The sequence below is a fragment of the Streptomyces niveiscabiei genome, from assembly GCF_033794345.1.
Taxonomy (GTDB): Bacteria; Actinomycetota; Actinomycetes; order Streptomycetales; family Streptomycetaceae; genus Streptomyces; species Streptomyces niveiscabiei.
The window spans coordinates 156550-172824 of the sequence record NZ_JARAYJ010000007.1; the positions used below are offsets into that span (position 1 = coordinate 156550).

At 74.1% G+C, this 16275-nt stretch carries 15 protein-coding genes; 5 read left to right on the forward strand and 10 right to left on the reverse strand.

What is annotated here, in order from left to right:
- The first annotated feature begins 123 nt into the window (after positions 1–123).
- From PV682_RS12240 to PV682_RS12250, 3 genes are all read left to right on the forward strand, one after another.
- On the forward strand, positions 124–1242 hold the full coding sequence (locus tag PV682_RS12240; protein ID WP_319727947.1) for a sensor histidine kinase: 1119 nt from the start codon (positions 124–126) through the stop codon (positions 1240–1242).
- A 126-nt stretch (positions 1243–1368) separates the two neighbouring features.
- Positions 1369–2583 (forward strand): DUF418 domain-containing protein, encoded by a 1215-nt coding sequence (locus PV682_RS12245; protein WP_319727949.1) that lies wholly within the window; start codon positions 1369–1371, stop codon positions 2581–2583.
- Between the two features lie 153 nt (positions 2584–2736).
- On the forward strand, positions 2737–3999 hold the full coding sequence (locus PV682_RS12250) for a cytochrome P450 (protein ID WP_319727960.1): 1263 nt from the start codon (positions 2737–2739) through the stop codon (positions 3997–3999).
- Positions 4000–4022: 23 nt separating this feature from the next.
- Here the strand turns inward: PV682_RS12250 and PV682_RS12255 are convergent, their stop codons facing one another.
- Complete coding sequence (locus tag PV682_RS12255) at positions 4023–5057, reverse strand: EamA family transporter (protein ID WP_319727966.1); 1035 nt, start codon at positions 5055–5057, stop codon at positions 4023–4025.
- 31 nt (positions 5058–5088) lie between these two features.
- On the opposite strand from PV682_RS12255, the gene PV682_RS12260 reads away from it, so the two are divergent.
- Positions 5089–5673, forward strand: coding sequence for a MarR family winged helix-turn-helix transcriptional regulator (locus tag PV682_RS12260; RefSeq protein WP_319727977.1), 585 nt, complete (start codon positions 5089–5091; stop codon positions 5671–5673).
- A 195-nt stretch (positions 5674–5868) separates the two neighbouring features.
- A complete protein-coding gene (locus tag PV682_RS12265) occupies positions 5869–6975 on the forward strand; it encodes an NAD(P)/FAD-dependent oxidoreductase (RefSeq protein WP_319727989.1) in 1107 nt (368 codons plus the stop codon).
- Between the two features lie 84 nt (positions 6976–7059).
- On the opposite strand, the gene PV682_RS12270 is transcribed toward PV682_RS12265, so the two are convergent.
- The 9 genes from PV682_RS12270 to PV682_RS12310 form a co-directional block, all read right to left on the reverse strand.
- Positions 7060–7218: a hypothetical protein gene (locus PV682_RS12270; RefSeq protein WP_319728002.1), complete on the reverse strand. Its 159-nt coding sequence runs from the start codon at positions 7216–7218 to the stop codon at positions 7060–7062.
- A gap of 41 nt (positions 7219–7259) precedes the next feature.
- Positions 7260–9359 (reverse strand): GAF domain-containing sensor histidine kinase, encoded by a 2100-nt coding sequence (locus PV682_RS12275; protein WP_319728011.1) that lies wholly within the window; start codon positions 9357–9359, stop codon positions 7260–7262.
- An 84-nt stretch (positions 9360–9443) separates the two neighbouring features.
- Complete coding sequence (locus PV682_RS12280; protein WP_319728019.1) at positions 9444–10127, reverse strand: response regulator transcription factor; 684 nt, start codon at positions 10125–10127, stop codon at positions 9444–9446.
- Positions 10128–10199: 72 nt separating this feature from the next.
- On the reverse strand, positions 10200–11321 hold the full coding sequence (locus PV682_RS12285) for an NAD(P)-dependent alcohol dehydrogenase (RefSeq protein ID WP_319728023.1): 1122 nt from the start codon (positions 11319–11321) through the stop codon (positions 10200–10202).
- Between the two features lie 81 nt (positions 11322–11402).
- Complete coding sequence (locus PV682_RS12290) at positions 11403–12965, reverse strand: GMC family oxidoreductase (protein WP_319728025.1); 1563 nt, start codon at positions 12963–12965, stop codon at positions 11403–11405.
- Positions 12962–13495, reverse strand: coding sequence for a VOC family protein (locus PV682_RS12295; RefSeq protein ID WP_319728028.1), 534 nt, complete (start codon positions 13493–13495; stop codon positions 12962–12964). Before PV682_RS12295 ends, PV682_RS12290 begins: the two co-directional genes overlap by 4 nt.
- The gene (locus PV682_RS12300; protein ID WP_319728039.1) at positions 13492–13947 is read right to left on the reverse strand and encodes a pirin family protein; all 456 of its coding nucleotides are present in this window, start codon (positions 13945–13947) and stop codon (positions 13492–13494) included. Before PV682_RS12300 ends, PV682_RS12295 begins: the two co-directional genes overlap by 4 nt.
- Before the next feature lie 39 nt (positions 13948–13986).
- Positions 13987–14718 carry a cupin domain-containing protein gene (locus PV682_RS12305; protein ID WP_319728043.1) on the reverse strand — a complete coding sequence of 244 codons (732 nt, stop codon included), beginning with the start codon at positions 14716–14718 and terminating at the stop codon, positions 13987–13989.
- Positions 14711–15925 (reverse strand): sedoheptulose 7-phosphate cyclase, encoded by a 1215-nt coding sequence (locus tag PV682_RS12310; protein WP_319728046.1) that lies wholly within the window; start codon positions 15923–15925, stop codon positions 14711–14713. Before PV682_RS12310 ends, PV682_RS12305 begins: the two co-directional genes overlap by 8 nt.
- Positions 15926–16275: the final 350 nt, after the last annotated feature.

The following is a 16275-nucleotide window of genomic DNA, read 5'->3' on the forward strand; positions in this document are numbered from 1 at the left end:
GGGGCCGGACGAGCAGGGTGGAGGCGGGGCGGGCGTGACGCGGGCGGTGGTGGTGCTCGGCGCCGGGGAGTACGGCGGTGGCGGGCGGGTCGGTGCCGGGTCTCCGTGGCCGGAGGTGTCGCGGTGAATCGGGCCCGCGCGCTGTGGGAGCGTGTCCCCGCGCCGGTCGTCGACCTTCTGCTGGTGGCCGCGGCGGCCGTGGACCTGCGGCTGAACCTGTGGGACGACACGCGCCTCGGCATCGGGCTGGCCTCGCTCGGCTGCGTCGCGCTGGCCTTCCGGCGCCGGTTCCCGCTCGGCGTGTTCCTGCTCACCCTGCCCAGCGCGTTGACGCAGCCCGTCGCCGTCGCCCCGGTCGTGGCCCTGTTCACGCTGGCCGGGCGGTCCCGCAACCGCCGCCTCCTCGCGGTGTGCGTCGCCCTGACCGCCGTCGCGAACAGCACCCCGTGGCCCCTGGAGGCCGTCACCGACGTCGGCCGGACCATGACGCTGGTGACCTTCGTGTACGGCCTGGCGATCGCCGCCGCCCCCGTCCTCATCGCCCAGCTCCTCCAGGCTCGCCGGGACCTGGCGCGCAGGCTGGTCGAGATCGAGGAGGCCAGGGAGCACGAGCGGGCCCTGCACGCGCAGGCCGTCCTCGCCCGTGAACGCGCCCAACTGGCACGGGAGATGCACGACGTGGTCTCGCACCAGGTCAGCCTCATCGCCGTACAGGCCGGCGCGCTCCAGGTCGCGAGCAAGGACGCGGACGCGAAGGAGGCCGCCCGCACCATCCGTTCGCTGAGCGTCACGACGCTCGACGAACTGCGCACCATGGTCACCCTGCTGCGCGCCTCCGGCGGCCACACCACCGAGCTGACTCCCCAGCCCACCCTGGCCGACCTGCGCACCCTCGTGAAATCGAGCGGCACCCACGTACAGCTGACCGGCGAACTGCCGCCCGCCGTCGGCAGCCCGGCCCAGCGCGCGGTCTACCGCACGGTCCAGGAGGCACTGACCAACGTCCGCAAGCACGCCCCCGGTGCGACGGCCCGCGTGGAGCTGTGGCAGGACGGCGACGACATCGGTGTGACCGTCACCAACACCGCGCCCACACGCCCCTCCCTGGCCCTGCCCGGCTCCCACCAGGGCCTGGTCGGCCTCCGCGAACGGGCCGAGATCCTGCACGGCACGCTGGAAGCGGGCCCGACCGCGCAGGGCGGCTACCGGGTGAGCCTGCGCATCCCCCTGGACGGCGACTGACCGGGGCCCCCTCGCGCGGCCGGGCTCCGGCCCGTCGGTGGGCAGGTGGGTACCCGCCGACCGGCGGGGGTGGTACCGACGACTGTCGGATGGTCCGCACCCGGCCGGCCACGCGAGATTCTCCCCATGTCCTCTTCGCAGCCTCTGCTGAAGCCGTCCGCTCCGCAGGAGAACTCGCCCCCGGCCGCCCCCGGCGCGCCCGGCCCCTCCACGACACGTCTCGTCGGCGTGGATCTGGCCCGCGCGCTGGCCGTGTTCGGCATGTACATCGTGCACATCGGACCCCCGCTGTCCGCGACGCACGGCGTGGCGAGCTGGATCCGCTACCTGGCGGACGGCCACTCGTCGGTCCTGTTCGCCACCCTCGCCGGGTTCTCCCTGATGCTGCTCGCCGGCCGCCGGGAGCCCAGGACCGGGCTCGCGGGCCGGCAGGCCAAGGCCCGTATCGCGATCCGCGCCGTGGTCCTGATCGCCCTCGGCACCGTGCTGGCGATCGAGTACGGCGGAGTGATCATCCTCGCCTTCTACGGCGTCTACTTCCTGCTGGCCCTCCCCTTGGTGCGGCTCGGCGCCAGGACGCTCGCGATCATCGCGGCGACCCTCGCCGTCGTCACCCCGCAGCTGGCGTTCGCCCTGAACGGCGTGCTGACGGAGTCGGTCCAGCAGAGCGTCAACGCCTACGACCCGCTGCACCGGCTCAGCGGCGTCGGCGTGCTCGACCTGCTGTTCACCGGCTTCTACCCGACGATCACCTGGATGTCGTTCGTGGTCGCCGGCATGGCGCTGGCCCGCCTCGACCTGTCCGCGTCCGCGGTCCGGCGGCGCCTGGCCGCGCTCGGCGCCGCCCTGATCGCGGTCGCGTACGGCCTGTCCCTGCTGCTCGCGGGCAGCGGTGCGCTGCGGAGCATGGCCGAGGACGGCCCGTCGTCCGGCGGCTCCGGGACGATGCCCCCGGACGGCGGGGCGCTGTCGGCCTCGTCGCTCCTGACGGCCGGGCCGCACAGCGGCACCACGTTCGACATCGTCGGCAGCGTGGGCGTCGCGATCCTCGTGATCGTGGGCGCGACCGCGCTGATCGAACACCTCCCGAAACTGGGCCGCCTGCTCCGGCCGGTGATCGCCGTGGGCACCATGTCCCTCACGGCCTACGTCGGCCACTTCATCGCGCAGTCCGCGCTGTCCATGTCCGGCGGGGACGCCACCCAGCAGTCCTGGACACCGCTGCTCCTGTACGTCCTCGCAGCGATCGTGTTCGCGGGCGTGTGGTCCCGCTTCGTCCGGCGCGGCCCCCTGGAGTACCTGCTCAACATCGCGACCAAACCGGCGAAGTACGTCCGGTGAGACCCCGCGGCGGCGTTCCCGAGCGTCCCCGGGAACGCCGCCGCGGCTGTACCCGAGGCGCCCTCCCGACCGGGGGTGGTCTCCTGCCGTGTCGGTCCGGTCACCCGCCGCTATCATGTGGGCCGTCCGCAACACGCCCAGCGGGAGGTCGAGTTGACCGGTGCAGTGCCGGAGTTGTCCGAGGCCGAGGTGGTGGCCTGGCGGGATGCGGGCGCATCGGTCGTGGAGCTGCTGGGGCGGGCCCAGCGGCTGGGGCCGGTCAGCGGGATCCGGCTGGGGGAGCGGCCCGTCGTGCTGGTGACCGGGGCGGAGGAGGTGCGGCATGTGCTCGCCCGGCATCCGGGGCGGTACGTGAAGCGGTCGCATCGGCTGCGGCACCTGCTCGGGGACGGGGTGCTCACCGTGGACGGGGCGGCGTGGCGGGGGCAACGGCGGCTGTTCCAGCCCACGTTCACGGTGCAGGGGGTGCGGCGCTACGAGCGGGCCATGCGGGACGCCGTCGAGGACGTCACCCGGTCGTGGGGGGAGTCCGCCCGGAGCGGACGGCCCCGGGATCTCGTCGCCGACATGCGGCGGTTCACCATCGACGTGATCTGGCGGGCCACCACCGGGCTGCCCCTCGACGACACCACCCATCGCCAGCTCCTCGCCGCCGCGCGCATCGTCGCCGCGATCTCCGCGCTCGGGGCGGCCGACACCACGCGGCTGGAGAGCGACCTCGCGGAGGTCGACGCGGCGGCCGGGCGCGCTGTCGCCGCCGCACGTGCCAACGGGGACCCCGGCATCCTCGACGCGCTGCTCGACGCCGTCGAACTCCCCGACCCCGACGGGCGGTTGGTGCGCGACAACTTCGTCACCTTCCTCGTCGCCGGGTACGAGACCACCGCCGCCACGCTCAGCTGGCTCCTGCTGCTCCTGCACGACCACCCCGAGCACCGGGAGTGGGCGCTCGCCCAGGGGCCCGCCGGGTCGCCCGCGCGTACGGCCGCGATCCGGGCGTTGATCAGCGAGACGCTCCGCCTCTATCCGGCCGCACTGCTGTTGTTCCGCAACGCCACCGAGGACGACGTCCTCGCCGGATGCCGGATCGAGGCGGACGCGACGCTCGCGCTCTGCGCGTACCTCACGCACCGCGATCCCGGACTCTGGCCCGAGCCCGAGCGGTTCCTGCCCCAGCGGTTCCAGGAGGCGGCTCCCCGGCCGGTCCTCGGCACCTACTACCCGCTCGGGCTCGGGCCGCGTACCTGCCTGGGGGCGCAGTTCACGGTTCAGGAGATGACGTTGCTCGCGGAGGCTCTGTTGCCGGCTTTCGAGTACACGGTCGTGGGGGAGCGGCCGGAGCCCGCGTTCGACGTCACGATCCGGCCGGACGGGCCGATGACCGCGACAGTGCGGGCGCGGGGCGCGCGGGGCTGAGGCGGGCGGACGCGGAGAGGGAGTCACGGGGGCGGCTCCTTCCCACGGGGCGCGGGGTGTGCGGCTCGTCGCGCGTACGGCGCGGGATGGGCGGTTCGTTCCGCGTGCGGCGCGGGGTGCGAGTGACCGGCCGGTGCCGGCTCCTCCCCGGCCGGCGCTTCCCGGCCCGGTGCCGTCCCCGTCGTGCTCGGCGCCCGGTTCGCGCCGCTTCCGCCTCGCCCCGGCCTCCCCAGCACCACCCCCGCCAACACCAGCACCAGCCCGCCCAGTTGGCGTCCGCTCAGGCTGTCGCCCGCGACCGCCGTACCGAGCAGGACGCCCGTCGCCGGGTTCAGGAGCCCGATCAGCCCCACCGTCCCCGCCGGGAGATGTCGCAGCCCCGCGAACCACAGGCCGAACGCCAGGGCCGTGGCTATCAGGGAGGTGTAGCCGGCCGCGAGGAGTGCCGGACCGGACAGCGCGGGCGGGGCGCCCTCCACCACGGCGGCGACCGGGAGCAGGAACAGGCCGCCCGCGGTGAGCTGCCACGCCGTCGCCGCGAGGACGTCGGCCCCGGAGCCCCAGTGCTTCGTGAGGACGTGTCCGAACGAGGAGACCAGCATCGCCGCGGCCGAGGCGAGGACGCCCGCGAGGCTCGTGCCGCCCGCGCCGGTGAACAGCATCAGGCACACGCCGGCCAGGCCGACGGCGGCGCCCGCGAGGTGCGCGGCCCGGGGGCGCTCGGCGACCATGCCCCACGCGATCAGCATCATCGTCAGCGGGGACACCGCCATCACCGTCGACGCGACGCTCGTCGGGAGCAGCTGGGAGGCGACGTACACGAGGACGAAGAACACGCTCGCGTTCAGCAGCCCCAGCACGGCGGAACGCCCCCACCACACCCCGCGCGGCAGCCGCCGGCGCACGACGAGCAGCGCCAGCCCCGCGGGCAGTGCGCGCAGGGCCGCGCCGTACAGCGGGCTGTCGGGCGGCAAGTACTCGTGCGTCACGAAGTAGTTCGCGCCCCACGCCACCGGCGCGAGCGCCGTGAGGAGGGTCCACCGCACATTCGCTTCCATGGAAGGAAAGGTAGCTTCCCGGGAAGGTATTGTGGAAGGCGTGAACGAGAACATTCGCTCGGAAGAGTGGCGGACCGAGGTTTTGGGAACCGGGGAGCGCGGGGCGGCGGAGGACCGCGTCGCCCGCATCCAGGCCGACTGGCGCCGCGAGCGCCCCGACCTCGACGTCTCACCGCAGGGCGTGATCGGCCGGCTGCACTCCCTCGCGGGCCGCCTGACCGACGAACTGTGCCTGGTCTACGGGCGGTACGGCCTCGGGGAGGGCGAGTTCGACGTCCTGTGCGCACTGCGCCGCGCGGGAGCGCCGTACGAACGAGCCCCCGGGGAGCTCGCCGCGCACACCATGGTCACCACCGGCGCGATGACGAAACGCATCGACCGCCTGGAACGCGCCGGCCTCGTCACCCGGCGGCGCGCGAGCGACGACCAGCGCGGCCGGATCGTCGCCCTCACCGCACCCGGCCGGGACCTGATCGACCGGGCCTTCACCGACCACATGCGCAACGAACGCAGACTCCTGGACGTGATGACCCCGGCGGAAGCGGCGATCCTCGAACAACTCCTCGGAACCTGGCTCGCGCGACTGGACGGAGGCCGTACGCCGGCCGGCTCCTGACCGGACAGCGGGCGAGCGGCCACCGCCGGGACCGGCAACTCCCGCGCCCGCCCCGTGCTTTCACGGGATGCCCACTCGCCCTCACCGTTTCTTTAGATTTCAAAAGCTACGCTCACGGTCAAGCCGAGCGGCCGAAAACGGCCCCCACGCCGCGGCGCTCGCGTGTTGCACCCCCACAGGTACAGGAGACAGGCCGTGCGCGACGGCGACGTAGTGGTGATCGGCGGAGGATACGCCGGAGTCCGGCTGGCCAAGAGGCTGGACGCGAGCGCGCGGGTGACTCTGGTGGACCGCAAGGAAGTCTTCTTCCACCGGATCGCGTCGCTGCGCGCGGGTGTGGATCCCCAGTGGACGTCGACGCCGTTCATCCCCTACGACCGGCTGCTGACCCACGGAAGGATCGTCGTCGGCAAGGCACTGCGCGTCGACACGGACGCGCGCAGCGTCGTCCTGGCGACGGGCGAGAGGATCCCCTACGACGTCCTGGTCGTGGCGACGGGCGCCGACTACCCGGAGCCGGCGAGGTTCACGGGGACGACGGTCGAGGAGGCGTCGAAGGCGTTCGTGGCGCACCAGCAGAAGATCGCCGGGGCGGGGCACGTCCTGATCGTCGGCGGCGGCCCCTCCGGCGTGGAACTCGCCGCGGAGGTCCGCCTGGCGCGCCCGGACGCGCGCGTGACGCTCGCCCACGCGGGCGGGGCCCTCCTCGACTCGACCGGCAGCGCCTGGGCGGGCCGCAAGGCGCTGGGCTGGCTGGAGGCGCACGACGTGGAGGTCCGCCTCGGCTCCTTCATGGCCCCCGGCACCGAGTTCGGCGTCTACAAGGACGCGCAGGGCGGCACGGTGGAGGCGGACGTCTCCTTCTGGGCCACCGGCATCACCCCCAACACGCTGTGGCTGCGCCTCGCGGGCCACGGCGACTGGCTGAACCCGGCGGGCCACGTCAAGGTCGACCGGGCCCTGCGCGTGGCGGGCCTGCGCGACGTCTTCGCCGTCGGCGACGTCAACGACGCGGCCGAGCAGAAGATCACCCTGGCCGCGATCACCCAGGCCGACCTCGCCGCCCACAACATCCGCGTCCACCTCACCACGCAGGGCCGCCACCGCAAGGAACCCCGTCTCTACCGAACTCCCCACCGCAGCCCCCTCATCGTCCCCTTCGGCGGCGCCGACGGTCTCACCCTCGTACCCGTCCCGGGCGGCGAGAGCGCGGTGCTCGGGAGCCGGACGTCGACGCTCGCCAAGGCGAAGACGCTGATGACGCCGTACATGCGGCGGCAGTTGGGGTATACGGCGGCCTGAGCGCACGCGGAAGGGCCGCCCCGTGAGGTCACGGGACGGCCCTGGGAACGGCCCGGTGTCAGCATCGGGACACCGGGATCGCCGCTACACGCAGCCGGGAGGCGGGCACTTGCGGGCCAGCCGGGCCCTCGCCCCCGGGAACCGGAGGGTGGCGGCGATGCGCAGCAGGAAGGAGACGTGCACCGGACCGGGCGGGCCTCCGCCCTCACCACCGGCCCGGGGAACGGTCGGGTTCTTGTTCATGTGTTGCTCCCTTCGGCGCCGCTGCCGCGGCCTGTGATCGCTCACGAGTCTTCGCCGCCCGCTGTCCCGGCCGCATGGGACGGCTGTCCCGACGTGGTCCCGGGCTCCGCCGGGAACGCGGCCTCCACGACCGTCCCGGCCCCGTCGCTGGTCAGCGAGAACGCGCCGCCCAGCTCCTCCGAGCGCTCGGCCATCGACCGCAGCCCCACCCCCGCGCAGTGCTCGTGGGCGGGGAAACCGTCCCCGTTGTCCGTGATCCGCAGCCCGACCCTCCCGTCCGCCACCGTGACCAGGGCCCGCGCCCGGTCCGCGTGCGAATGCCGCACCACGTTGTTGAGCGCCTCCGCCGTGATCCGGTACACCGCCACCTGGAGCGCCGCGGGCAGCGGCGGCAGCGGGTCCGGCTCCACCGCCACGGAGATCCGCAGGCTCCGGCTGCTGAGCTGATCGGAGAGCCGGCGCAGCGCCCGCGCCAGATCCGCCCCGTCCAGCGCGGCCGGCGCCAGCCCGTCGGTGATGTGCCGCAGCTCCTTGATCGCGTACCCGATCCCCTCCGACACCCCGCACAGCGGTTCGGCGACGTGCGGTCCGGCGCCCCGCCGGACGGCGTCCACCTGGAGCCGCAGCCCCGACAGGGCCGGTCCCAGGCCGTCGTGCAGCTCGTGCCGCAGCCGCCGCCGCTCCTCCTCGCGGGTGTGGACGATCTGCTCGCGGCTGCTGCGCAGATCCCGGTACAGCCGCAGCGAGGCCAGCGCGGGGCCCGCCTGCTGCGCCAGCACCTGCACCGCTTCCCGGTCCTGCGGGTCGAGCGTCAGCTCGCCCGGTCTCGGCGCGACGTCCAGCCGGCCCGTCTCCTGCCCCCGGTAGCGGATCGGGAAGCGTTCCGCCCGGGGCCCCGGGTCGCCCACGCGCACCAGCTCGTGCGGCCCGTGCTGCCCGTCCACGGTGACCGAAGCGGCCGGCAGCCCCAGCGTGTGCACGACCGTCCCGGCCAGCAGCTGCGGGGTGTCCCCGGGCTCCACCGCCTGACTGAGCGCCTTCGACAGGTCGCGCACCACCTGGTACGGCTGAGCGCGCGACCCGTAGAACCAGCGGTCCACCAGATACGAGGCCCCGCGCGAGACGGGCCGCAGCAGCAGCCCCACGACCAGCCCCAGCGCGAGGGCGGGCAGCAGCTTGGCGGCGTTGGTGTGGTGCGGGGCGAAGCTCAGCACGAGCGCCACCGCCGCCGTGCACACCACCATCATCAGCAGCGTCAGCAGCAGGACCGTCAGCACCCGCCGGGCCCCCCGGTCCAGCGCCCAGGTGCGCGCCCGCACGTGCACGAACGCCAGCGCGACCGGCCAGGACGCCGCCGCCGCGTACGCCAGCGGCGTCCGTACCCCGTCCGAGATGAGACCGCGCTCGACCAGCAGGAGCTGCGCGCACCAGGCCAGGTAGGGCAGGTTCACCCAGTACGTCAGCCGCCGGTACTCCGAGGAGCTGAGCACGCGGACGACCGTCAGCAGCACCGCGAGGCCCACCAGCGCCTCGCCGCCGTCGTCGTTGAAGGGGCCCATCACCGGCGAGGTCCACGCCCAGAAGTCGGCCCAGGCGCCCTGTGACATCGGGTTGGTGATGTCCATCCGCACGGTGACGCCGGTGCTCCAGCGGTACGCCTGCTGCACGACGGCCAGGGCCAGCATGACCCCCGTGTACCAGCGCGCCCAGCGGCCCCCGAGCCGGCCGTCGGGCAGCCACAGCGGCTGGGTGTAGAGCAGGGTCAGGAACAGCGTGAAGAAGACCATCCCGCTGAAGAACGCGAGCCCGGCGAGCGCCCGGGGCATCAGCCCCAGCCAGATCGTCAGCTGGAGGGTGAAGCACAGCACCGCCGTCGCGCCCGCGGCCAGCAGGAACCAGCCGAACACGGTCCCCGAGCCGCGCGCGACGAACACCATCCCGGACAGGGCGAAGCCGAGGCCCAGCATCATGTACTGGGCCGCGTAGTCGAACTCCTGGTACCGGGTGGCGGCGTCGAGATGGGTGAGCGCCAGCACCCCCCACACGACCCCCGCGAGCGCCACGCACGCGCACACCAGATACGCCGGCAGCAGCTCGCGCCCCGTCCCCGGGACCTTCGTGCCGTTCACCTCCGCGCCCATGTCCACTCCTCGCCGTCGCCGACTCGATCCCTCCAGCCTCATCCGCCCGCTGTCCCGGACGCATGAGGCACCGGTCCCGAACCGCTACGGCTCCTCGCCGAGCCCGGCGTCCCGCGCGCGGGCGACGGCTTCCGCGCGGGTGGCGACGTGGAGCTTCTCGAAGATGTGGGTGACGTGGTTGCGGACGGTCTTCTCGGAGAGGACGAGTTCGCGGGCGATACGGCGGTTGTCGAGCCCGCGCGCGATGAGCGCGAGGACCTCGCACTCGCGCGCGGTGAGCGCCGGGAAGAGCTGCTCGGCGTCCCGGCGCCGCGACCCGGCGACGAGCGTGCTGAGCCGCGCCGCCACCCCGGCCCCGAAGACCGCGCCGCCCGCCGCGACGGTCCGTACGGCGTGCAGGACCTCCTCGGCGGCGGCGCCCTTGACGATGTAGCCGCGCGCGCCGGCCTGGAGGGCGGCGAGGAGGTCGCCCTCGTCGTCGGACATGGTGAGGGTGAGGACGGGTAGTCCGGGGTGGTCCTCGGCGAGGGCGCGGATCGCGGAGATGCCGGAGCCGTCGGGCAGGCCGAGGTCCATGATGATCACGTCGGGGCCGCTCGCGGACACGGCGGCCGGGATCTCGGCGATCGTCTCCGCCTCCGCCACGACGACCACCTCGCCGAGGCTCTCCAGCGCCGACTTCAGACCGCTGCGGAAGAGCGGGTGGTCCTCGACGACCAGCGCCCGCAGCACGGACCGGTCCGCGGGCGACGGGGGATCCTCGTTCACTCTCGAAAGGTAATCCCTTTGGGTCTAGTTCGTCATATTTTATTCCGGTACGTGTTTTCTGGATCGGGCACTTCACGGCATCAGCAGCACCGGCTTCACCGCCTCCCCCCGCACCGCCGCCGCCCCCGCCTCCTCGACCGCCTCGAACGGGAACACCGACACGATCGCGTCCACCGGCAACCGCCCCGCCAGATACAGCTCCACCAGCGCCGGCACGAACACCCGGGGCACCGCCTCCCCCTGATTGACCCCCACCACCCGGGGCCCCCGGTCCAGCATCCCCGGCACGTCGAACGCCGCCTCCGTCCCGGCCGGCGGCGCCCCCACCACCCCGCACACCCCGCTCACCGCGAGCCCGTCCACGGCCTGCCGCAGCACCTTCGGCACCCCGCTGGTCTCCAGCGCCCGCTCGGCACCCCGCCCGCACGTCAGGTCCAGTACGGCGCACAGCGCGTCGTCCTCGCACGGGTTCACCGCGTGGGTCGCCCCCAGCCGCCGCGCGAGCGCCAGCCGGCGCGGGTCCGGGTCGACGGCGATCACCCGCGTCGCCGCCGTCAGCCGCGCCGCCATCACCGCCGCGAGCCCCACCGAGCCGGCCCCGTACACGACGAGCGTGTGCCCCGCCTCGGGCCGCAGCACGTTCAGCACCGACCCGGCGCCCGTCTGCACCCCGCACCCCAGCGGCGCCAGCACCTCGGGCGGCAGCCCGGCGGGCACGGGGACGACGTTGCGCTCACCGGTCAGCGCGAGCGTCGAGAACGAGGACTGCCCGAAGAAGTGCCCGTGCAACGGCTCCTTCGCCCGCCGGCCCGCCCCCCACACCGTCGCGCTGCCGTCCAGCCTGCTCCCGCCGAACAGGTTCAGCGCGGGCCAGTGCGCGCACCGCACCGGGCGGCCGGTCAGGCACGCGGCGCAGCGCCCGCAGGACGCGAAGCTCAGGACGACGCTGTCGCCGGGCACCACCGAGGTGACCCCGGCACCGACCGCCTCCACGGTCCCCATCCCCTCGTGACCCAGCACCGCCGGGACGGGAAACGGGGTGTGACCAGCGCGGACACTGAGGTCGGTGTGACAGATGCCGGCGGCCTGGACCCGGACGAGGACCTCGTCCGGGCGAGGATCGTCGACACGGATCTCTTCCAGGGCGAACGGGGCGCCGTGGGCGCGGACCACGGCTGCGGTGGCGGTGTGCATGGGGGGCTCCGATGAGGGTGCTGCACAAGATGACATGTTTCGGCGGGAGGTGGTGGAGAAGTGCGGGATCACGCACCCTCCTCACGGCAGCACCCCGCCCTCACGCACCACCCGCAGCGCCTGCGCGGCGATCGTCAGCGTCGGATTGACCGCCGCCGACGACGGGAAGAAGCCGCCGTCGACGACGAAGAGGTTCGCCACCTCGTGGCTGCGGCAGTACGGGTCGAGGACCGACCGCGCGGGATCGGTCCCGGCGACGGTCGTCCCGCACTGGTGGCCCGTCGCCTCCACGCCCAACTGCCGGGAGAACACCAGGGGATACCCGGCCCGGCGCATCATCGCGGCGGCGGCGCGGACCAGCCTGCGGTGGGTGCGGGTGTTGGTGGGGTGCCAGCGCACGGTCACGCCGTCGGCGCCGGGCCCCGGCAGGACCCGGTTGTCCGGGTCGGGGAGGTCCTCCGACATCACCCACCAGTCGACGCTCCGCGCGGCCAGGGCCGACAGCAGCCGCCGGGGGAGCCGGGGACGGGTGGCGGCGAGTGTCGCCTCGTACACCTTGCCCATCAACTGGAGGTTCCCCAGCGGGTACTGGCCACGCGGGCCGTCCGGGAGGTAGAAGTCGTTGACGGCCAGGGTCTTCTGGAACGTCACCGGGTTGCGGCGGCGCGGATCGACCGCCATCAGCACGGAGTTGTTGTGCAGCATGAGGTTGCGGCCGACCAGCCCGCTGCCGTTCCCGAGCCCGTCCGGATGCCCGGCGCCGCCCGAACGCAGCAGCAGGACCGCCGAGTTGACGGCGCCGCACGCCACCACCACGGTCCCGGCGCGCAGCTGGACCGTACGCCCGTCGCGGACCGCGTCCACGGACGACACCCGCTTCCCGCCGGGGCCCGTCCGCAGCCGCACCACGCGCGTACGGGTGAGGAGCCTCACCGTCGGCGTGCGCAGCGCGGGGCGCAGCGCGCGGGTCTCCGCGTCGCTCTTCGCGCCGACCCGGCACGGGAACGCGTCGCAGGTGGCGCACCGCTCGCACGCCCCGCCCGGCGCCAGGTCGACGCCGAGTTCGACGGGGTAGGGGTGCAGGCCCTGCGCCGCGAGCCGGCCGGCGAGTTCGGCGATGACCGGCTCGTGCGGCACCGGCGGCCACGGGTAGGGGGTGCTGCGCGGCGGGCCGCTCGGGTCGGTGCCGTCGGCGCCGTGCACCCGGTAGAGGCGCTCGGCCTCCGCGTAGTACGGCTCCAGGTCGCCGTACGCGAACGGCCAGGCGGGCGAGGTCCCCTGGAGGTGCTCGACCGCCCGGAAGTCGCTCGCGCGCAGCCGGGGGAGGGCGGCGCCGTACACCTTCGTGGTGCCGCCGACGCCGTAGAAGCCGCCGGAGGTGAAGCGGCGGCCCTCGGCCGTGTGCCAGGAACCCGTGTTGTGGTAGCGGCCCTGCTCGAACACCGCCTCCGGGGACCAGTTCTCGGGCTCGCGGGGCAGGAAGTCGCCCCGCTCGACGACGAGGACGCGCGCCCCCGTCGAGGCCAGCGCCCAGGCGGTGGTGGCACCGCCCGCGCCCGAGCCGACGACCAGGACATCGGCCTCGTACACCTCCCGCTCCTCCGTCACGACCGGCGGCGAGCCGGGACCCCACAGGCCGGTCATGACACGGCCCTCGGCGGGTCGTAGAGCCGGACGGGCGTGCTGGCGTGGAAGGGCAACTCCTCGGGGATCTCGGAGAGTTCGAGGTGGAGCCCGAAGGGCGTGCGCAGGTAGACGAACCGGACGCCCGCGATGGGGCCGTCGGTCACGGTCTGCGGTTCGCCCAGGGCGACCACCCCTTCGTGCGAGGCGAGATGCTCCAGGGAGGCGTCCAAGTCCTCTGTGCCCAGGGCGAGATGGTGGCCGCCCCAGTCGCTGTTGCGGGGGTAGACGCGGCGCTGGTCGGGGGAGGTGTACTGGAACAGCTCGACGTTGGTGACCGGGCCGAGGCGCAGCATCGCGATGTGCGCGACCGCGTCGCGGTGGACGCCGAGCTGGCGCAGCATCCACAGGCCCGCCGGGTCCGCCACCGGGCCGGTGAGATAGGCGAGTTGAGCGCCGAGCGCGTCGGTGAAGAAGGTCACGGCCTGGTCGAGGTCGGGGACCGTGTAGGCGACGTGGTGGACGGCGCCGACGCCGGGGACGGTGATCATGGCTGGTCCTTGCGGGAGTTGAGGGCATCGCGGGCGGGCTGGTCCCGGGGTGCGGTCGCCGGGCCGGTGCGGGAGCCGCGGGCGGTGCTGGGGGTGCGGGCGGGCAGGGCGCGGGTCACGGACGCCGGGCCGAGCGTCAGGCACAGCAGCCGGGCGCCGTGCCGGCCCGCGGTGAGGGTGGTGGCGCCGCCGTGCGGGGCGAGGACGAGGCCGCCCGCGGTGAGCGGGACGGGGCGCCGGTCGGCGTGCACCGTCCCTGTCAGGACGTACCAGACGGTCTCGGTGCCGGCGCGGCCGGCCGGCTCCCAGCGGGTGCCGGGGGCCAGTTCGACCTCGTCGAACGCCTCGCACTCGCTGTGCAGCATCCCCCGCCGGGCGAGGCAGCGGACGGCGGCCCGCTCCTCGCCCGGCCCGAACAGGACGGCGCTGGACGGTCCGTCGTGGACGATCACGGCCGACTCCCTTTCTGTCGAGGTGAGTTGAGCTCGGGACTAGGCCGCGAGGCGGCGTTCGTCCGGCAGCGGGACGTCCAGGACGGCGTGGAAGTACTCCAGGCCGCCGTCCCCGGCCCACAGTCGCACCGTCCCGCCCAGCGGCAGGGTCAGCGCGGTCCCCGAGGCCACCCGGACCTCGCGGTCGGCGGTGCGGGCGACCCCCGTACCGCTCAGCACGAACACCGTGTGCTCGGTGCCGCGCGCCGCGAACTCCACGCCCGCGTGCGGCGGGAGGTCCTGGACCCGGATGGTGCGCAGCGGCCCGGTCAGGACGCTCTGGGCGTCCAGCGGTCCATGGGCGCGCAGATCGCGTACGACGATGCTGTTCACGGAAGGCTCCTCTTCCTCCGGAGACCTGCGGGGCCTCGGGAAGACGGCGGGCAACTCCACCACCAGCCAGGACAGCGGCCGTTGCCCGGTGTTGTGCAGCGCGTGCCGGGAACCGATCCCGGTGAGCACGGCGTCCCCGGCGCGCACCGGATGTGCCACGCCGTCGAGGTGGATCTCACCCCGGCCGCGCAGCAGGAAGTACAACTCCTCGGTGCGGGAGTGCAGATGCTCCCCGCTGACCCCGCCGGGCGGCAGCCAGGCCCACTCGACGGCCTCCCAGCCGCCGTACAGGCCGGTCCGCCGCGCCAGGCAGGACCAGCGGGAGATCCCGTCCGAGTCGTGCACGCCGTGCACCACGGCGGGGGCGTGCACGTCGGCCACAACCAGTGCGTCACGCATGGGACCGCACCTCCTTCGCGGCGCGCGCCAACTTCTGGGCCGCGCCGGTGATCTCACGATCCGTCAGGTCGTTCACGAACACCGCGTCACCGATGCCGACCGGCAGCGGCAGCCGCTGCATGCCGTCCCGGTGACGGACCGTGTCCGCGAGGGCGGAGCGGAGCAACTCCGGCTCCAGCAAGGGGTGGTGGACCGGCAGACGCAGGGCGCGCATCGTGTCCAGGACACGCGTGCACTGACGGTCCGTCATGAGGCCGCGGCCACGGGCGATCACGGTGGTCAACGCCATGTCGAGGTTGACCGCCTCGCCGTGCAGCAGCGCGGGCAGGGCCTTCATCTCCAGCGTCGGGCTGAAGGAGTGGCCGTAGTCGACGACCCGCTCCAGGCGGTGCTCCCACAGGTTGTCGTGGAGTTCTTCGAGCATCCCGTGCACCGCGCGGGCCAGCACGTGGTGCGCCGTGGTCCGCAGCGGGCCGTCCGCCTGGAAGCGGCCCGCCAGCAGGCGCTCACCGCTGCTCTCCAGCAGGTCGAACAGGTCGCGGTCCTTGATCAGCGCGATCTTCAGGATCTCGGCGAGGCCGTTGGCGACATGCCGCTCGTCGAGCGTCGCGAGGAACGCCGGGTCCAGCAGCGTCTCCGTCGCCGGGTGGTACGTACCGAGGCGGTTCTTGCCGGCGCCGAAGTTCACGCCGGTCTTGGCGCCGACCCCGGCGTCGACCAGGCCGATCAGCGTCGTCGGCACCCGGACGTACGGCGTGCTGCGCCGGTACAGGCTGCACGCCAGGCCCACGATGTCCAGCAGCACACCGCCGCCGATCGCCACGACCGGCTCGCGCCGCCGGTCCAGACCGAACCGGTCCATCGCGTCGACCACGGAGTACACGGAGTCCATCGTCTTCAGCCGCTCGTGCGCGGGCAGCACGTGGACCGTGTACGACGCGTGCCGCGCCGCCTCGCAGTAGGCGCGCAGCCGCGCCCCGTACAGCCGGTCCACATCCTCCTCGACGACCAGCAGCCGCCGGGCCGGAGCATCCTCCCGGTCCGGGAGCCCGGCGCGCGCGAGGGCGGGATTACGGGGGTCCAGGACACCCGGTGCGAAACGGACCCGGTAGCTCACGGGCTTCGCGGTGGCCACGGTCCAACTGCGCGCGGCACCGGGACCGTCCGTGGTGGTGAGACCGTGGGTGGTGGGAGGCGGGAAGGGCATGGCGGGTCCTCGGGGGGTGGGGGCGGGCTGGGGCCGGTGGTGGCGGGGGGCCGGGGCGGGCTGGTGGTGCGGGCTGAGGTCGGTGGGTGCGGGAACGGATCGGCGACGGCGGGCGGGATCGGGCCGGTGGTGGGGCGCGGTCTGGGGCCGGTGCTGAGCGGGGGAGAGAACGAGGTGGCGTCGGTGGGGTGTGGGTTCCGGTCGGTGGTGGCCGGGGGTGAGGGGACGGTGATGGGGCGCCCACGCTCCGCATGAGGCCGGCGGAGGCACCGGGGCGGCCTCATGCGGGCGGGGCCGGGAAGCCGGACCGGTGGCCGCTCTCGCCTGCCGCCGCCGCGCCGCACCCCTAC